Annotated in this window: 18 protein-coding genes and 1 tRNA gene; 9 read left to right on the top strand and 10 right to left on the bottom strand. The window is 71.1% G+C overall.

From position 1 onward, the window contains the following. The first annotated feature begins 7 nt into the window (after positions 1-7). A tRNA-Asp gene (locus ACGFWJ_RS24825) sits at positions 8-81 on the top strand. A gap of 362 nt (positions 82-443) precedes the next feature. On the opposite strand, the gene bldC is transcribed toward ACGFWJ_RS24825, so the two are convergent. Next, a complete protein-coding gene (gene bldC / locus ACGFWJ_RS24820; protein ID WP_030459248.1) occupies positions 444-650 on the bottom strand; it encodes a developmental transcriptional regulator BldC in 207 nt (68 codons plus the stop codon). A gap of 496 nt (positions 651-1,146) precedes the next feature. Then, positions 1,147-2,076, bottom strand: a complete 930-nt coding sequence (locus tag ACGFWJ_RS24815) for a hypothetical protein (RefSeq protein ID WP_392953274.1) — start codon at positions 2,074-2,076, stop codon at positions 1,147-1,149. A gap of 170 nt (positions 2,077-2,246) precedes the next feature. Between ACGFWJ_RS24815 and ACGFWJ_RS24810 the strand changes: the two genes are divergently transcribed. Both ACGFWJ_RS24810 and ACGFWJ_RS24805 read left to right on the top strand, forming a co-directional pair. Continuing rightward, complete coding sequence (locus tag ACGFWJ_RS24810) at positions 2,247-3,389, top strand: Glu/Leu/Phe/Val dehydrogenase dimerization domain-containing protein (RefSeq protein WP_392953272.1); 1,143 nt, start codon at positions 2,247-2,249, stop codon at positions 3,387-3,389. Between the two features lie 373 nt (positions 3,390-3,762). Then, positions 3,763-4,008: a DUF3073 domain-containing protein gene (locus ACGFWJ_RS24805; RefSeq protein WP_392953269.1), complete on the top strand. Its 246-nt coding sequence runs from the start codon at positions 3,763-3,765 to the stop codon at positions 4,006-4,008. A 153-nt stretch (positions 4,009-4,161) separates the two neighbouring features. Here the strand turns inward: ACGFWJ_RS24805 and purM are convergent, their stop codons facing one another. From purM to ACGFWJ_RS24790, 3 genes are all read right to left on the bottom strand, one after another. Next, positions 4,162-5,238 carry a phosphoribosylformylglycinamidine cyclo-ligase gene (gene purM, locus ACGFWJ_RS24800; RefSeq protein ID WP_387640397.1) on the bottom strand — a complete coding sequence of 359 codons (1,077 nt, stop codon included), beginning with the start codon at positions 5,236-5,238 and terminating at the stop codon, positions 4,162-4,164. A 94-nt stretch (positions 5,239-5,332) separates the two neighbouring features. Further along, positions 5,333-6,919, bottom strand: coding sequence for an amidophosphoribosyltransferase (gene purF, locus ACGFWJ_RS24795; RefSeq protein WP_392953266.1), 1,587 nt, complete (start codon positions 6,917-6,919; stop codon positions 5,333-5,335). Positions 6,920-7,079: 160 nt separating this feature from the next. Then, positions 7,080-7,892, bottom strand: a complete 813-nt coding sequence (locus ACGFWJ_RS24790) for a diacylglycerol kinase (RefSeq protein ID WP_392953263.1) — start codon at positions 7,890-7,892, stop codon at positions 7,080-7,082. Positions 7,893-8,018: 126 nt separating this feature from the next. Between ACGFWJ_RS24790 and ACGFWJ_RS24785 the strand changes: the two genes are divergently transcribed. Both ACGFWJ_RS24785 and ACGFWJ_RS24780 read left to right on the top strand, forming a co-directional pair. After that, positions 8,019-9,302, top strand: coding sequence for an adenylosuccinate synthase (locus tag ACGFWJ_RS24785; protein WP_387640389.1), 1,284 nt, complete (start codon positions 8,019-8,021; stop codon positions 9,300-9,302). A 122-nt stretch (positions 9,303-9,424) separates the two neighbouring features. Next, positions 9,425-10,018 (top strand): GNAT family N-acetyltransferase, encoded by a 594-nt coding sequence (locus tag ACGFWJ_RS24780; protein ID WP_387640386.1) that lies wholly within the window; start codon positions 9,425-9,427, stop codon positions 10,016-10,018. Positions 10,019-10,025: 7 nt separating this feature from the next. Here the strand turns inward: ACGFWJ_RS24780 and ACGFWJ_RS24775 are convergent, their stop codons facing one another. From ACGFWJ_RS24775 to ACGFWJ_RS24765, 3 genes are all read right to left on the bottom strand, one after another. Beyond that, positions 10,026-10,448, bottom strand: coding sequence for a DUF350 domain-containing protein (locus ACGFWJ_RS24775; protein WP_392953259.1), 423 nt, complete (start codon positions 10,446-10,448; stop codon positions 10,026-10,028). A 92-nt stretch (positions 10,449-10,540) separates the two neighbouring features. After that, complete coding sequence (locus tag ACGFWJ_RS24770) at positions 10,541-11,032, bottom strand: LURP-one-related/scramblase family protein (protein ID WP_392953257.1); 492 nt, start codon at positions 11,030-11,032, stop codon at positions 10,541-10,543. Positions 11,033-11,098: 66 nt separating this feature from the next. Further along, on the bottom strand, positions 11,099-11,887 hold the full coding sequence (locus ACGFWJ_RS24765) for an aminoglycoside 3'-phosphotransferase (protein ID WP_392953254.1): 789 nt from the start codon (positions 11,885-11,887) through the stop codon (positions 11,099-11,101). Positions 11,888-12,021: 134 nt separating this feature from the next. Here ACGFWJ_RS24765 and ACGFWJ_RS24760 point away from each other — a divergent pair, with 134 nt between their 5' ends. From ACGFWJ_RS24760 to ACGFWJ_RS24750, 3 genes are all read left to right on the top strand, one after another. Continuing rightward, positions 12,022-12,678 (top strand): phosphotransferase, encoded by a 657-nt coding sequence (locus ACGFWJ_RS24760; protein ID WP_387640377.1) that lies wholly within the window; start codon positions 12,022-12,024, stop codon positions 12,676-12,678. Between the two features lie 104 nt (positions 12,679-12,782). Further along, positions 12,783-13,622 carry a hypothetical protein gene (locus tag ACGFWJ_RS24755; RefSeq protein WP_392953252.1) on the top strand — a complete coding sequence of 280 codons (840 nt, stop codon included), beginning with the start codon at positions 12,783-12,785 and terminating at the stop codon, positions 13,620-13,622. Between the two features lie 203 nt (positions 13,623-13,825). Next, entirely contained in the window at positions 13,826-14,665 is an 840-nt protein-coding gene (locus ACGFWJ_RS24750) for a hypothetical protein (RefSeq protein WP_392953250.1), read from the top strand. Between the two features lie 59 nt (positions 14,666-14,724). On the opposite strand, the gene ACGFWJ_RS24745 is transcribed toward ACGFWJ_RS24750, so the two are convergent. Together ACGFWJ_RS24745 and ACGFWJ_RS24740 are read right to left on the bottom strand one after the other, a co-directional pair. Next, entirely contained in the window at positions 14,725-15,114 is a 390-nt protein-coding gene (locus ACGFWJ_RS24745) for a twitching motility protein PilT (protein ID WP_392953248.1), read from the bottom strand. Continuing rightward, positions 15,111-15,389 carry a hypothetical protein gene (locus ACGFWJ_RS24740; protein WP_392953245.1) on the bottom strand — a complete coding sequence of 93 codons (279 nt, stop codon included), beginning with the start codon at positions 15,387-15,389 and terminating at the stop codon, positions 15,111-15,113. The genes ACGFWJ_RS24745 and ACGFWJ_RS24740 overlap by 4 nt, the downstream gene beginning before the upstream one ends. 84 nt (positions 15,390-15,473) lie before the next feature. On the opposite strand from ACGFWJ_RS24740, the gene ACGFWJ_RS24735 reads away from it, so the two are divergent. Then, a complete protein-coding gene (locus ACGFWJ_RS24735) occupies positions 15,474-17,294 on the top strand; it encodes an NHL domain-containing thioredoxin family protein (protein WP_392953243.1) in 1,821 nt (606 codons plus the stop codon). Positions 17,295-17,358: the final 64 nt, after the last annotated feature.

Genomic DNA, 17,358 nt, shown 5'->3' with positions numbered 1-17,358 from the left:
GATCACTGGTCCCGTGGAGCAGTTGGTTAGCTCGCCACCCTGTCAAGGTGGAGGTCGCGGGTTCAAGTCCCGTCGGGATCGCAGGAGCGCAGGGCCCGGAACTTCGAGTTCCGGGCCCTATCGCTTTTCCCGGGCACGCACAAGATAACGGTGCTGTGATCACCGTCACTGACACCCTTTCAGGAAGCGACTTCCAGGGCATCCCCGCAAAGGCCCCAGATTTAATATGTAAAATTGTACTGTCATTACCGGGAATTCCCCCCACCCCCACCAGCCCCACAGGAATCCCGCATTCCGGCCCCGAACCCACCGAGAACTGCCGGAACATGCCGAAGGGCCGCTCCCCCGACCCGGCGGAGTCGGAGAGGCGGCCCTTGAGACCTGCCGAGCGCGTTCCCGACCCGGCGGAGTCGGGAGTGGGCGCCCGGGGGAAATGCCTGGGATCAGACCTCGGTGCGCTGGGCCGGAATACCGGCCAGCAGGGCACGCACCTCCGCCTCGCGGTAACGGCGGTGGCCGCCGAGGGTCCGAATCGACGTGAGCTTGCCGGCCTTGGCCCAGCGGGTCACCGTCTTGGGGTCCACGCGGAACATGGTGGCGACCTCTGCCGGTGTCAGCAGGGGCTCGGCGTCAGGGGTACGAGCGGTCATGAGCGGCCTCCTCGGGAGAACCGAACCAGGGCGGTTCTATCCTTCAAATTCTGCACCTTGACCCGTGATGCCCGAAATGGCACGGACGGGCCGAGTCGGTTATAGGACGAACGGCTTGTCCTGGTGTCTACAACTACACCATCCGTCCAGCCCTATCGGCCAAACCGTCAAAATTGACCCCTCACGGGTTCAAGGGCGACGGATGGCCATGGACCACCCCATAGCGGACAGTTACGCACCGGTGACGTCCGGTCACGGTGCGCACGCCCGAGAGGGCTTGGGTTGGTTGTCCCATTTTGGCACATAGGTCTGAGTTGGCGTCAACGGTGAGTAGTGTCACGTTTCTCGGCTATTGACCCGATCTGGGACCATCGTCCCAAAAACCCGCCCAATGGTATGGACCATCCTCTCCCCTCGCACCTCCATTCGACCAGGGGGCAATTTCTGACGCCTCCTCAGCCCCTCTGAGCTTCCCCCGTCACCGGGCCGATCAAGCTCAGGAGGCCTGCCGCAGTGCCAGCACCCGCCGCCAGCGCGCCGACAGGGCCTCGTAGCAGCGCTGTGCCGCCACCGTGTCGCCGGTCCGCAGGGCGGCCAGGCCGTCCGCGAGTTCGCCCACCGAGTGCTCCTCGGCCAGCGCCCGCGGGCCGAGCAGCTGCACCAGGCCGCCGTAGTCGAGCTCCACCAGCGAGCGCGGGTGGAACTCCTCCAGCCAGCGGCCGATCTCCTCCGCCCCCTCCGCGAGCGCCGCACCGGCCGCGCTGCCCGGCACCTCGGCCGTGGGGACGGCGGTACGCAGCGCCCGGTAGGCCCGGGCCACCCGGCGGCGGGCCTGCACCATCGGCGTCAGGTAGAACAGCGCGGCGGGCTCCGGCCGTTCGCCGTCCCCGGCGGAGCCGTACTCGCCGGCCGGCAGGTGGTGGCGGTCCTCCTCGCCGAACGCCAGGAACCAGTGCAGCGGCACCTCCCAGCGGCTGGCGCGAATCCACGGCCGGGCGTCGGGGTGGTCCTGCTGCCACTGCGCCCGCTCGGCCTCCGCGGCGGCCCGCAGCGGCGACGGCAGCACGGTGTCCACCAGGTGCGCGGGCAGCGTGCGGCGCAGCTCCTGCAGGGCCAGCCAGCCGCGCAGCCGGGTCGTCCACGGGCAGATGTAGGTGACGCCGTCCGCGAGCCGGACGTAGGCCTGCCCGTCCTCCTGGTCGGGCAGCGGACGGGGCGTCAGGGCGGCCAGCGCGGCCAGGGCGGCGCGCTGTTCGGCGAGCGCGGCGCCGGTCACCGGCCGGCCCGGCCCGTCCGCGTCGGGGCCGTGTGCGGCCGCGTAGGCCTGCCAGCGGCCGCGGTCCGGTTCGGGGTAGGCGGCCAACGGCTCGTAGACCCGCAACTGGGCGGTGTACGGCGGGAGCACGGAGGTGCGCGGGGCGGTCACGCTCCGCATGGTCGCATGCGCCTCAGGGACGCGTCAGGGTGTCGCCGAGAAGGCTTCGATCGTTATTGCTCGGGGCCCGTCCCGGGGCAGATTCGAAGGCGGCCCCGGAGCTAGGCTTCGACCAGACGCCCGCACCACCGTCGCGGGCCATCATTGCTGGAGTCACCACCGTGACCGACGTACACACCACGCACCCCGCACCAGGCGTGCTGGGCCGAGTCTTCGGCACCGGCCAGGAGGGCGACGGGCACGAGCAGGTCGTGCTCTGCCACGACCGTTCCACCGGCCTCAAGGCGATCATCGCCATCCACTCGACCGCCCTCGGCCCGGCGCTCGGCGGCACCCGGTTCTTCCCGTACGCGAGCGAGGAGGAGGCGTTGACCGACGCCCTGAACCTCTCCCGCGGAATGAGCTACAAGAACGCCCTCGCCGGGCTCGACCTCGGCGGCGGCAAGGCCGTGATCATCGGCGACCCGAACCAGGACAAGAACGAGGCGATGCTGCGCGCCTACGGGCGCTTCGTGCAGACCCTGCGCGGCCGCTACATCACCGCCTGCGACGTGGGCACGTACGTCCAGGACATGGACGTGATCGCCCGGGAGACCGAGTTCGTCACCGGCCGCTCGCCCGAGCACGGCGGCGCCGGCGACTCCTCCGTCCTCACCTCCTTCGGCGTCTTCCAGGGCATGCGGGCCTCCGCCCAGGCCCGCTGGGGCCAGCCGACCCTGCGCGGCAAGCGGGTCGGCGTGGCGGGTGTCGGCAAGGTCGGCCACTACCTGGTCGGCCACCTGGTCGCGGACGGCGCCACCGTGGTCGTCACCGATGTCTCCGAGGCCGCCGTGAACCGGGTCCGGGCCGCCCACCCCGAGGTCGAGGTGGTGGCCGACACCGCCGCCCTGCTCGCCTCGGACCTGGACGTGTACGCCCCGTGCGCGCTCGGCGGCGCGCTCACCGACGAGACGGTGGGGGCGCTCGGCGCGGCCGGCACCTCGATCGTCTGCGGCGCGGCCAACAACCAGCTCGCCCACGCGGGTGTGGAGAAGGACCTCGCCGACCGCGGCATCCTGTACGCGCCCGACTACCTGGTGAACTCCGGTGGCGTGATCCAGGTCGCCGACGAGATCGACGGTTTCAACTTCGACCGGGCGAAGAACAAGGCGACGAAGATCTTCGACACCACGCTGGAGATCTTCACCCGGGCCGCCGCCGACGGCATCCCGCCGGCGGCGGCCGCCGACCGGCTCGCCGAGAAGCGGATGCGGGAGATCAGCGCGCTGCGCTCGGTCCTGCTGCCGGCCGCCCGCCGGAGCTGACCCGCCACGCTTCGTGATGCGCGGGGCCGGCGCCGCCCGGCCCCGCGCATCACGATGTGGAACCGGATTCTCAGTTAGTCCCCCGAACGGGCGATACCGCGCCTCCTTCGGGGGATAATCTCTGCAGGAACGACGGGACCGGCATCGCGCCGGACAGCCTGCCAAAGCCCCGAAATTCCCCTCTGACCTGGGCGGACCTGGTTCGAGGGAGCTTGGGTGCGCGCCACGTCACACCGGCGACGTACCGTCCGGCGGCGGAAGCAGGTACCGTTAATGCTCCAAGGGACGGTTTCCCACTTCGGGCAGGCCGGACCTGATCATCAACACGTGTCAGACTCGGGGCCGTGAGCCCCACCGTTGAGGGGGTCGACCCATGGGGCGCGGCCGGGCCAAGGCCAAGCAGACGAAGGTCGCCCGCGAGCTGAAGTACAACAGCGGCGGGTTCGACGCTAACCGTCTGTCTCACGAGCTGGGTGTATCTCCGTCCACCGCGATCGAGCCTGAGCCGATCGAGGACGACGACGAGGACGACCCCTACGCGGCGTACGCGGACATGTACGACGACGAGGACGAGGACGACGACGACGAGGACACCCCTCCGACTCGTCGCCGCGCGTAACGTTCTTCGACCGGACCGGTCCGGGCACTCCCTGCGGGTGCCGGGCCGGTTTTCGGCGTACCTGTTCGCGACAGCCGGTGTTCGTGGCGTGAGCCGGTGGTTCACGCTCATGAGAAGGGCCCCGCCGTGGCGGGGCCCTTCAGCGTGCCCGGATCAGAACGCCTCGTAGGCGTTGTACAGCGCCGCGCCGCCGTCGTGCTCCGCGTCGCGCTCGACCACGTCGCCGAGCAGCCACGCCTCGACGCCGCGGTCCTCCAGCACCGACATGACCACGTCGACCGACTCCGGCGGGACGACGGCGACCATGCCGACGCCCATGTTGAGGGTCTTCTCGATCTCCAGGGTCTGCATCTGGCCGACCTTGGCGACGGTCTGGAACACCGGCAGCGGGCTCCAGGTGCCGCGGTCCAGGCGGGCGTGCAGGTGGTCCGGAATGACCCGGGCCAGGTTGGCGGCCAGGCCGCCGCCGGTGACGTGCGAGAAAGCGTGGATCTCGGTGGCGCGGGTGAGCGCCAGGCAGTCCAGGGTGTAGATCCGGGTCGGCTCCAGCAGCTCCTCGCCGAGGGTGCGGCCGAACTCCTCGACCTGGCGGTCGAGCTTCCAGCCGGCCTGGTTCAGCAGCACGTGCCGGACCAGCGAGTAGCCGTTGGAGTGCAGGCCGGAGGCGGCCATCGCGATGACCACGTCACCGGCCCGGACCCGGTCCGCGCCGAGCAGCGCGTCGGCCTCGACCACGCCGGTGCCGGCGCCGGCCACGTCGTACTCGTCGGGGCCGAGCAGGCCCGGGTGCTCGGCGGTCTCGCCGCCGATCAGCGAGCAGCCGGCCAGCGTGCAGCCCTCGGCGATGCCCTTGACGATGGCGGCGACCCGCTCCGGGACGACCTTGCCGACGCAGATGTAGTCGGTCATGAACAGCGGCTCGGCGCCGCACACCACGAGGTCGTCGACGACCATGCCGACCAGGTCGTGGCCGATGGTGTCGTGCTTGTCCATGGCCTGGGCGATGGCCACCTTGGTGCCCACGCCGTCGGTGGCGGAGGCCAGCAGCGGGCGCTCGTAGCGCTTGAAGGCGGAGGCGTCGAACAGTCCGGCGAAGCCGCCCAGGCCGCCCAGGACCTCGGGACGGTTGGTCTTCTTCACCCACTGCTTCATCAGCTCGACGGCACGGTCGCCGGCCTCGATGTCGACACCCGCGGCGGCGTAGGTCGCCCCGGTCTCGTTGCTGGTCACCTGGTGTGGCCCTTTCGAAGTGGTGGTGCTGCCTCCCCCGGCCGGAGCCGGGACGGGGTGCCCCCGGCCCGGAGGCCGGGGGCGGTGCGCCTGGTTACGGGCGTCGCAGCGCGTCCGCCGCGCCGGCGCCGCCCAGCAGCGACTGCACGCCGTCGAGGTCGCTGGTCTGCTTGCCGCCGCGGACGGGCTGCTGCTGCTTGGCCTGGCCGCCGGCGATCTCAGCCTCCAGCAGCAGCTTGCCGAGCAGCGCCGGGTCCGGCAGCTCCATCGGGTACTCGCCGTCGAAGCAGGCCCGGCAGAGGTTGTCCTTGGGCTGCTTGGTGGCCTCGATCATCCCCTCGATGGAGATGTAGGCCAGCGAGTCGGCGCCCAGCGAGCGGCCGATCTCGTCGACCGACAGGCCGTTGGCGATCAGCTCGGCGCGGGTGGCGAAGTCGATGCCGAAGAAGCACGGCCACTTGACCGGCGGCGAGGAGATCCGGATGTGGACCTCGGCCGCACCGGCCTCGCGGAGCATCCGCACCAGCGCGCGCTGGGTGTTGCCGCGGACGATCGAGTCGTCCACGACCACCAGGCGCTTGCCCCGGATGACTTCCTTGAGCGGGTTGAGCTTCAGCCGGATGCCCAGCTGGCGGATGGTCTGGTTGGGCTGGATGAAGGTGCGGCCCACGTAGGCGTTCTTCACCAGGCCGGAGCCGAACGGGATCCCGCTGGCCTCGGCGTAGCCGATCGCGGCGGGGGTGCCGGATTCGGGAGTCGCTATCACCAGGTCGGCGTCGGCGGGGGCCTCGGCGGCCAGCTTGCGGCCCATCTCCACCCGGGAGAGGTGCACGTTGCGGCCGGCGATCGAGGTGTCCGGGCGGGCCAGGTACACGTACTCGAAGACGCAGCCCTTGGGCTTGGCCTCGGCGAAGCGCGAGGAGCGCATGCCGTTCTCGTCGATGGCGATCAGCTCGCCGGGCTCCACCTCACGGATGAAACTGGCGCCGACGATGTCGAGGGCCGAGGTCTCGGAGGCGACCACCCAGCCGCGCTCGATCCGGCCGAGCACCAGCGGGCGGATGCCCTGCGGGTCACGGGCGGCGTAGAGCGTGTGCTCGTCCATGAAGACCAGCGAGAACGCGCCCTTGACGCCCGGCAGCACCTGCTGCGCGGCTTCCTCGATGGTCAGCTCGGCGTGGCCTGCCAGCAGAGCGGTCAGCAGGTCGGTGTCGTTGGTCGCCGCGGTCCGCCCGGAGCGGGAGACGTGCTCCTCGCCGGGCAGTTCGGCGACCTTCGCCGCGAGTTCGGCGGTGTTGACCAGGTTTCCGTTGTGGCCGAGGGCCAGCGAACCGTTGGCGGTCGCCCGGAAGGTCGGCTGGGCGTTCTCCCAGACCGAGGACCCGGTGGTCGAGTAGCGGGCATGTCCGACGGCGATATGCCCGTGCAGCGACCCCAGGGAGGTCTCGTCGAAGACCTGGGAGACAAGTCCCATGTCCTTGAAGACGAGAATCTGGGAGCCGTTGCTCACCGCAATGCCCGCGGATTCCTGTCCGCGGTGCTGCAGGGCATAGAGGCCGAAGTACGTGAGCTTGGCGACCTCCTCGCCGGGAGCCCAGACACCGAAGACGCCACAAGCGTCCTGGGGGCCTTTCTCACCGGGAAGAAGATCGTGGTTGAGTCGTCCGTCACCACGTGGCACGTCTCCGAGTCTAGGGCAGTCGGCGGGAACGCCCTGATGGCAGCCTCGCGGTACGCGCGTAGACCCCGCCCCTTACCAGTTTTCGACACGAACGGTGACCGGCTTCACGCCCTTGTCATCAAGCCTTCGCAGGCCCGGACGACCGGCGTTGTGAGCCTGCTCACCCGGCGGGCAGCAGCAGCCGCCAGGAGTCCGGACGGACCGTCCAGGTGCGGTGGCGGACCGGGCCGACCGGGCAGCCGTCGGCCTCGTAGCCGAAGCCGCGCCCGGCCACCGTGAGCCGGCCGGCCCGGTGGCGCTGCGGGCTGCCGTCCAGCTCGAGGGCGAGTTCCATGGCGCCGTCGGCCATGGTGACCCGGAGGTGGCGCACCCGCTGGTGGACGTCGGCCAGCAGCCGGCCGTCAGCCTCGATGCGCAATTCCTCGGATCCGGAGGGGCTCGCCTGCTCGGCCGCAGCAAGTTTCGCCCATAGCGAACGCCAGCCACCCGTTCGGCCCTGCCTGTGGCCGGTGAAACGGACCTCCGAGAGCACCACTCCGCCACCGTCGTCGAGCAGCAGTCCGAGCCGCCGCGCACTGCCCGCCAGCACCGTCCGGGCGGCCGCGACCGGCTCGGCCGGCACCCCCAGCAGACGGGCCGTCGCGGTGGCCACCGGACCCCCGACCGGCACCAGTCCGACCGGGTCGGCGTCCAGCTCCCGTTGCCGGTGCAGCGCCTGCAACACCCGCTGCAGCGCCTGGTCCGAGCCGATCACCACGGCCCGCCTCCTGCCCCGGTGCTGAAGCACCCGGTCCAGCTCGGACGGGCTCTCCGGCAGGGTGACCTTCACGTCGGCCCCGCCGCACAGCACATCCTTGGCGATCCGCACCGATTCGCCGTCCGCCTGCCTGGCCGAAGGGTCCAGCACCACCAGGAGCGGCCCGGCCCCCTCGGCGTCCGGGGGGCGGGATACGGGCGTGGACAGCGACGACACGACCGGTCCTTCCTCAGGTAATCTCTCGGTGCAAGAGCCCCTTGCGCCATTGCGCCAGGGGCTTCGTCCATCTCGGGGCAGACTGCGGTCTTCGCAGGATGCCCCAACCGGAAGGGGTGTACGCCTGTGCCGGCACTCGTGCTCGTTGGTGCCCAGTGGGGAGACGAGGGCAAGGGGAAGGCCACCGACCTGCTCGGAGGCTCCGTCGACTACGTCGTCCGCTACCAGGGCGGCAACAACGCCGGTCACACGGTGGTCATCGGCGACCAGAAGTACGCCCTCCACCTGCTGCCTTCCGGCATCCTCAGCCCGAACGTTGTGCCGGTGATCGGCAACGGCGTGGTCATCGACCCGGGCGTGCTGCTCTCCGAGCTGCAGGGCCTGAACGACCGCGGCATCGACACCTCCAAGCTGCTGATCTCGGGCAACGCCCACCTGATCACCCCGTACCACCGGACGCTGGACAAGGTCACCGAGCGCTTCCTCGGCAAGCGCCGGATCGGCACCACCGGCCGCGGCATCGGCCCGTCCTACGCGGACAAGATCAACCGCGTGGGCATCCGGGTCCAGGACCTGTTCGACGAGTCGATCCTGCGCCAGAAGATCGAAGCGGCGCTGCACGACAAGAACCAGCTCCTGGTCAAGCTCTACAACCGCCGCGCGATCCCGGCCGACCTGGTGCTCGAGGAGTACCTGGGCTACGCCGACAAGATCAAGCCGTACCTGGCGGACACCACCTACGTCCTGGACGAGGCGCTGAAGGCCAACAAGGTCGTGCTGCTCGAAGGCGGCCAGGGCACCCTGCTCGACGTGGACCACGGCACGTACCCGTTCGTCACCTCGTCGAACCCGACCTCGGGCGGCGCCTGCACCGGCTCCGGCATCGGTCCCACCAAGATCGACCGGGTGATCGGCATCCTGAAGGCCTACACCACCCGCGTCGGCTCGGGCCCGTTCCCGACCGAGCTGCTGGACGCGGACGGCGAGGCGCTGCGGCGGATCGGCGGCGAGCGCGGTGTCACCACCGGCCGCGACCGGCGCTGCGGCTGGTTCGACGCGGTGGTCGCCCGCTACGCGACCCGGGTCAACGGCCTGACCGACTTCTTCCTGACCAAGCTGGACGTGCTGACCGGCTGGGAGCAGATCCCGGTCTGCGTCGCGTACGAGATCGACGGCCGCCGGGTCGAGGAACTCCCGTACAACCAGACCGACTTCCACCACGCGAAGCCGATCTACGAGAACCTGCCCGGTTGGAGCGAGGACATCTCGAAGGCGCAGACCTTCTCCGACCTGCCGAAGAACGCGCAGGCGTACGTGAAGGCGCTGGAGGAGATGTCGGGCGCGCCGATCTCGGCGATCGGTGTCGGCCCCGGCCGGACCGAGACCATCCAGATCAACTCCTTCCTGTAGGACGGCCTGAAGGCCCGGCACCCCTGTCGTGGGGGTGCCGGGCCTTTTGCGCGCCCGCTCACGTTTGCACTAATACAGATATCGCTTGCACCTAGTGCAAAGCTGCCTCTACGGTGTGCCGCATGACCGCGAAGCTGCCCGCACCCGTCCTCCTGACCGGCCGCCACATCCGGCTGGAACCGCTGACCCGCGCCCACGTACCCGACCTGTTCGCCGCCGGCGGCGGGGACGAGGAGGTGTGGCGCTGGGTGCCGACACCGCTGCCGCGCACGCTGGAGGAGATGGCCCAGGTGATCGACACCCGGCTGGCCGACGTGCACTGCGAGCCGTACGCGGTCATCTCGCTCACCGACGGGCGGGCGATCGGCGTGAGCTGCTACTACGACGCGAGCGCGGCCGAGGAGCAGGTGGAGATCGGCGGCACCTGGTACGCGCGCTCCGCGTGGCGGACGGCGGTGAACACCGAGGCGAAGCTGCTGCTGCTCACGCACGCCTTCGAGGACCTCGGCATGGGCCGGGTCAGCTGGCGCACCGACATCCGCAACGAGCGCTCGCAGAACGCGATCCGGCGGCTCGGCGCCTCCTACGAGGGCACGTTCCGGCGCAACAAGCAGCGCGTGGACGGCAGTTGGCGGGACACCGTGTTCTTCTCGATGCTGGCCGACGAGTGGCCGGCCGCGAAGGCCCGGCTGACCGAGCGGCTGGCCGCCGGGTAGCGCCGCGTCAGTAGATGGCGGCGGAGACGATCGCGGCGACCGCCAGGTTGGTGGAGGCGGTCACCCAGACCGCCGGGTGCGGCTCCTCGTCGACCAGCAGCTCGCCGAGCCTGCCGGGCGTGACCAGGTCGAGCACCCAGAACGAGACCGCCATCAGCAGCAGGCCGAACAGGCCGAAGACGGCGGCGGCGGCCAGGCCCTTGCCGAACTCCTGGTAGGTGGAGATCACGGCGGTGAAGACGATCGCGCCGACCGACAGCAGCGCGGAACTGAGCACCACGGCGGCGTTGCGGTTGCGCTCGATCCAGATCTGCCGGCGCAGCTCACCGGGCGTCAGCACGTCCACCAGGAAGACGCCGAGCAGCAACAGGACCAGCCCGACGCCGCCGTACGCCGCCGCGTACCCCAGCTGATGAAGGATGTCGCTCATCCGGTTCCGCCCCCTGCTGTCCGCCTGCCGACCCCGTGCCGAGGACCGGCACAACATAGCGCACGGGGCCGGCGGCGCCGCCGGGGCGTGACTCAGTCGTTGTGCTCGACCAGGCGGTCCAGGCAGACCGCGACGGCGATCACCAGCGGGATGTCGGTGCCGTCCTCGATCTCCACGCCGTACGCGTCACGGACGCTGAACCACTTGCGGGAGACCTCGCCGATCCGGTGCCCGTCGTTCTTGACGGTGTACTCCTTGTCGATCAGGTCGCCGTGGATCTCCCACTCGCCGCCGTTCTCCAGCTCCACGTGGTACTTGTCGTGGAACGGGGTGAACAGCTTCTTGCGGACCGTGGCGACCACGTCCCCGTCGGCGTTCTCGATCTTCATCGCGTCGCGGACGGTCAGCACCTTCTCCCGGATGGTGGCGACCGTGTTGCCCTCGGCGTCCTGCAGCTCGAAGGTGTCGCGGACGCGCATCACCTTGCCGTCCACCAGGAAGCACTTCTCGCCGTGCTCGTCCTCGACCCAGTAGTCGTCGCCGAACGCGAACAGGCGCTCCTTGACCACGAACTTCCGACCCATGACCCGACTCCTCGTCTGCTTGCCGGCCCGCCGTCGGGCGGCCCTCGACATGCTGCCAGTCAGTGGCTACGTGAGGTCCCACAACAGGCGGTAGTACGCGAGGCGTTGTTCGTCGGGTTCGACGCCGTAGGCCTCCAGCAGGGGACGTTCCCAGCCGGGGCCGTAGTTCCAGACCGTGCTCCAGGACGCCACCGCGAGGTCGGCCCAGCGGTCGGCCACGCCGAGGGTGCCCAGGTCGACGTGGCCGGTGGGGCGGCCGTCGTCGCCGACGAGGGTGTTGGGGGCGCAGGCGTCGCCGTGGCAGACCACCTCGGCGTCCGGCGGCGGCGGGTCGGCGAGGACCGCCAACGCCCGCTCCACGGTGCCGTAGTGGCGCAGGTCCGGGTGCCAGTCGGCCGGTTCGCGGCGCAGGGCGACGGCCTGGTCGATCCGGTCACGGAGGGACCACCGGTAGGGGCAGTCGGCCACCGGCAGCGCCTCGTGGAAGGCGCGCAGGCCCTCGCCGATCGCGCGGACGGCGATCGCCGGCCGCTTCTTCAGCTCCGGGTCGACGGCGGACCGGCCGGGCAGGCCGGCCGTCAGCAGCCAGCGGCCGGTGTCGTCGCCGCCGACGTCCAGCACCTCGGGGACGGTGGTGAACGCGCGGGCCCAGCGCAGCCGTTCGGCCTCCGCGCCGAGGTCCGCGCCGCTACCGGCCGGCGCCCACTTCGCGAACCGCCGCCCCGGGCCGTCGCCCAGCCGGAACGTCAGCCCGCCGAGCTCGTTGCGCCACACCGCCACCGGCGGTACGCCACCGGCCAGTTCGGCGACGGCGGGCGGGACGGCGACGTCTTCCTCGGGTGCGCAGGCGCTCATCCGGCCAGTGTCGCGCACCGGCCGACCACCGGTCCCCCGGTTTTCCGCCGCCCGGTCCGATCAAGGACGCGGACGCGCAACGATCCACCGCTCCCCCTCCCCGTGCCGGGCCCGGGACGCTAGCTTCTGCTCGCATGGAAATCGGCGAACTGATCGCGAGTGGCCGCACCGCGGACGTCTGGGCACTGAACGACGGGCGGGTCCTGCGCCGCTACCGGGACGGACTGACCGCCGACGGCGAGGCCGAGATGATGGCGCACCTCGCCGAACACGGCTACCCCGTGCCCGCGGTGTGGGCCGCCGAACGGCCCGAGGACCTGATCATGGAACGCCTCGGCGGCCCCACCATGCTGGACTCGCTCCTCGCCGGGACGATCAGCCCGGGCGCGGCCGGCGAACTGCTCGCCGAACTGCTGCGCCGGCTGCACCAGATCCCGCCGCGCGCCGCCGCCCGGCCCGGCGACCGGGTGCTCCACCTCGACCTGCACCCCGACAACGTCCTGCTCACCCCGCACGGCCCGGTGGTCATCGACTGGTCCACCGCCGCCGAGGGCGAACCGGGCCTGGACGACGCGATGAGCGCCGTCATCCTCGCCCAGGCCCTCCACGACCGGCCCGACACGGCCCGCACCCTCCTGGTCCCGCTGCTCCGCGGCCTGCCCCCGATCGCCGAGCGCCACCTCGCCGAGGCCCGCGCCCTCCGCGCCGCCAACCCGACCCTGAGCGCCGCGGAGATCGCCGTGCTCGATGCCGCTGTCGCCCTCATCTCCGCTTGTGCAAAGGGGAGTTGAGCACCCCGTCGAACGGCTTCCCGACCGTTCGAGCCCGGTGTATAAGTCGTATGGACTGCACACCGCAGGCACACAACGGGGGGTCCCGCCGCATGCCGAGAAACGTGTTCAGACGCGCCACCGCCGCCCTGCTCGGCGCCGCCGCCATCGCCCTGACGGCTCCCGCCACCACCGCCGCCGCCATACCACCGCCCCATCTGCCGAGCGGCGCCAAGCTCCTGCCGGGGCAGTACCTGACGGGGGGCTACGAGCCGGCCATCGGCGCCATCCTGGAGATGCAGACCGACGGCAACCTCGTCCTCTACCTGGAGAAGTCCGTCGGCGGGCACGGCGCGGCGATCTGGAGCAGCGGCACCTGGGGGCACCCGGGCGCGTACGCGTACATGCAGCCGGACGGCAACTTCGTCGTCTACCGCCAGGGCGGCAGCCAACCGTCCGACGCCCTGTGGAGCAGCGGGACCTGGGGCAACCCGGGCGCGATCGTGATGCTGTGGGAGGGCAGCCTGTCGATCCCCACCGCGAGCGGCCCGTTCTGGCGGACCGACACCGGGCCGGGTCCGGCCGTCTTCAACTTCCCGCACGGCGATCCGAAGGCGGCCATCACCTCGACCCAGGGCCTCGACCCCGGCCACTGGATCCAGTCGGACACCGTCCGGCTGGTCAACCAGCCCGACGGCAACCTGGTCCTCTACCGCCGGCAGGACGGCACCCCGATCTGGTCCAGCGGGACCTGGGGCCGTCCGAAGTCGAGCCTGCTCCTCTCGCAATCGCCGGTGTGGTCCGCGCTGGGCCTCTACCGCGTCGACAACGGCACCCGGACCTGGTCCGTCCCGGTCAAGGGCACGAACGGCGACTACGGGATCGTCCAGAACGACGGCAACTTCGTGCTCTACGCCGACGGCGGCACCGCCGTGTGGTCCACCGGCACCTGGGGCAGGGCCTGACGAGCGCCCCTTCGAACCACCGGCCCGGCAGCCACGGAGCCGTCCGGGACGACGGCAATTCGTGATCCACGGCAACGTCACCTCGCCGTGGGGCACCGGCACTTGAGCAACAACTGACCCTCGCGCCACGGCCGTCACGACCGCGGTGTACAAGTAGTGGGCCCACACACCGTGGGCCCACGAATGAGGGGGAGTTCCACCCGATGCGGAAGAACGTGTTCAGACGTACCACCGCGGCCCTGGTCGGCGCCGCCGCCATCGCCCTGATGGCGCCCGCCACCGGCGCCTCGGCGGCGACCGACGTCGCCGACCTGCGCAGCGGCGACAAGCTGCTGTCGGGTCAGAGCATGAAGAGCGGCGAATCCGTCCTGGTCATGCAGACCGACGGCAACCTGGTGCTCTACTTGGAGAGCTCCACCGGTACCCGCGTGTCGACGGCGATGTGGAGCACCGGGACCTACGGCAACCCGGGCGCGTACGCGTACATGCAGGAGGACGGCAACCTGGTCGTCTACCGCCAGGGCAGCACCGCCGGCTCCGACGCCCTGTGGAGCAGCAGGACGTGGAGCAACCCGGGCGGTCACATGACGCTCAACTGGGGTGACATCACGGTGTGGCCGGCGCGCGGCGGCAACGCGCCGTGGGACAGCCGTACCGGGCTCGCGCCCGCCGTCGGTTTCGGGGGCGCCACCCCGGAGGCCTCCATCACCAGTGGCCGGAACGTCGAAGCCGGCCAGTGGATCCAGTCGAACTCGGTCTGGCTGGTCAACCAGGCCGACGGCAACCTGGTGCTCTACCGCAAGCGGGACGGCGCCGCGATCTGGGCCAGCAACACCGCGAACCGCTCGCAGTCGAGCCTGGTCGTCAGCAACTCGCAGAACGACCCCGCGCTGCGGATGCGGGACAGCAGCGGCCAGACCACCTGGTCCGCCACGCCCAAGGGCACGTCCGACGTCTACGGAACCGTCCAGGACGACGCCAACTTCGTGCTGTACAGCAACGGTTCGGCCCTGTGGCCCACCGGCACCTGGGGCAAGGGCTAACCGCCCGCTGACGGCGGCGCGGAACCGGTGACCCCGTCGTCCGAACCTCCCGGCGTCGGCTACGGGCGAGCCACCTTGATGCGCTGATGCCCCGAGGCCTCGACCAACTGCCCGATGTCTCCCGGGTCGTCGGTCAGGATCGGCGCATCGAGATGCTCGACAGCGGCCAGCACAACGCTCGCATCGACGACGTCCCAGCTGCCCGCCCGCCGACAGAGCTCGGCCGCCGCCTTGGCCCGTTCCTCCGTCAGCGCCAGGACTTCACAGCCGCGCAACACCCGGTGCAGGACCGCCGAGGACGGCCGCACGTTCCACACCTGCGCCAGCACCCCGGCCGGCACCAGCGGCCGGACCCGCGCGGAGAGAAACGTCCCGTGCTGGGCCACGAAAGCCCGGTCGTTCTTCTCCGCGGCGATCAACGCCCCGGAGTCGTAGACAACAGCGCTCACGCGGTCTGCCGTTCCGGCCCCGCGGCCCAGCCCATGATCTCGTCGACCCGCTCCGAAGCAGCCCGGCGTTCCTCGGCCGTGAAGGCCCCGTGCTCGTGCTGGTACTCGGCCATGGCGGCCAGGCCGTCGAGCCGACGCTCCTCGTTGGCGAAGTAGTCCACCAGGGCGTGCGAAACCACGGTGGAGATCTGCTCCTGACGTTGCGCGGCGAGGGCCCGGAGTCTCGCCCCGAGCTCCTCTTCGAGGCTGATGCTCAGCTTGGCCTTCTCGCTCATATTCCAACCGTAATACGCACCCGTCCGCCGGTCCACCGGATTCACCCGGAATGCCGACCCCGGATCGTGGGGTTGGATGTGGCCATGGCTTCTCGTGCACGTGTACGCGCCCCCGAGCTGGTCGGCGCCGGTGGATGGCTCAACACAGGTGGCAAGGATCTGTCGCTGGCGGACTTCCGCGGCAAGATCGTGATCGCGGACTTCTGGACCTTCTGCTGCATCAACTGTCTCCATGTCCTCGACGAACTCCGGGAGTTGGAGGAGAAGCACCGCGACACGGTGGTGATCGTCGGGGTGCATTCGCCGAAGTTCGTGCATGAGGCGGACCACCGGGCGGTGGTGGACGCGGTGGCGCGGTACGAGGTGCACCATCCGGTGCTGGACGATCCGGAGCTGGTGACGTGGAAGCAGTACGCGGTGCGGGCCTGGCCGACGCTGGTGGTGATCGACCCGGAGGGGTACGTCGTCGCGCAGCACGCGGGTGAGGGGCACGCGCACGCGATCGCCCGGCTGGTCGAGGAGTTGGAGGCGGAGCACGCCGCGAAGGGCACGCTGCGGCGCGGCGACGGGCCGTACGTGGCGCCCGAGCCGCAGGCGGGTGACCTGCGGTTTCCGGGGAAGGCGGTGCGGCTGCCGAACGGGCACTACCTGGTCGCGGACTCCGGCCACCACGCGCTGGTGGAGCTCGCCGAGGACGGCGAGCGGGTGGTGCGGCGGATCGGCGACGGGGTGCGCGGACTGGTGGACGGCGCCGCGCCGCGGTTCAGCGAGCCGCAGGGCCTGGCGCTGGTCCCGGAGGGTCTCGGTCTCGGCTACGACGTGGTGGTGGCGGACACCGTCAACCACGCGCTGCGCGGCGTGCGGCTCGCCGACGGCTCGGTGACCACCCTGGCCGGCACCGGCAAGCAGTGGTGGCAGGGCTCGCCGACCTCCGGCGAGGCCACCGCCGTCGACCTGTCCTCGCCGTGGGACGTCGCGTTCTTCGACGGCCGGGTGTGGATCGCGATGGCCGGCGTGCACCAGCTGTGGTCGTTCGACCCGGTGGCGGGGACGGTCGCGGTCGCGGCCGGCACCACCAACGAGGGCCTGGTCGACGGCCCCGCCGAGCAGTCCTGGTTCGCCCAGCCGTCCGGCCTGGCGGTCTCTGCGGACGGCGAGCGGATGTGGGTCGCCGACTCGGAGACCTCCGCGCTGCGCTGGGTCGCCCGCGGCACGCACGAGGTGCACACCGCCGTCGGCACCGGCCTGTTCGACTTCGGTCACCGTGACGGGGCGGCCGAACAGGCCCTGTTCCAGCACCCGTTGGGCGTCACGGTGCTCCCGGACGGCTCGGTCGCGGTCAGCGACACGTACAACCACGCGCTGCGCCGCTACGACCCGGCGAGCGGTGAGGTCTCCACGCTGGCCACCGATCTGCGGGAGCCGTCCGGCGCGGTGGTGGTGGACGGCGACATCGTGGTGGTGGAGTCCGCCCGGCACCGGCTGACCAGGCTGCGGCTGCCCGAGGAGGCCGTCCGGGTGGAGGCCGTCGCGCACCGCACGCAGCGCGCCGCCACCGAGGTCGCGCCGGGCACGCTCCGGCTGGACGTGGTGTTCTCCGCGCCCACCGGCCAGAAGCTGGACGAGCGCTACGGCCCGTCCACCCGGCTGCTGGTCAGCTCCACCCCGCCCGGGCTGCTCGCCACCGGCGCGGGCGCGGACAGCGCGCTCTCCCGCGAGCTGGTGCTCGCGGAGGGCGTGACGGAGGGCGTGCTGCACGTCTCCGCGATGGCCGCGTCCTGCGACGACGACCCGTCGATCGAGTACCCGGCCTGCCACGTCCACCAGCAGGACTGGGGCGTGCCGGTGAAGGTGGTGCCGGGCGGCGCGACGCGGCTGCCGCTCGTTCTGGCGGGCATGGACTGAGCGCACCCGTCCGGTACGGCCACCGCAGGTGGGGCTGCGCGAGATTGAGAGACGATCAGCTGGT

It is taken from the genome of Kitasatospora sp. NPDC048407, assembly GCF_043200475.1.
GTDB lineage: Bacteria > Actinomycetota > Actinomycetes > Streptomycetales > Streptomycetaceae > Kitasatospora.
This window is presented reverse-complemented; position numbering and strand designations above follow the sequence as displayed.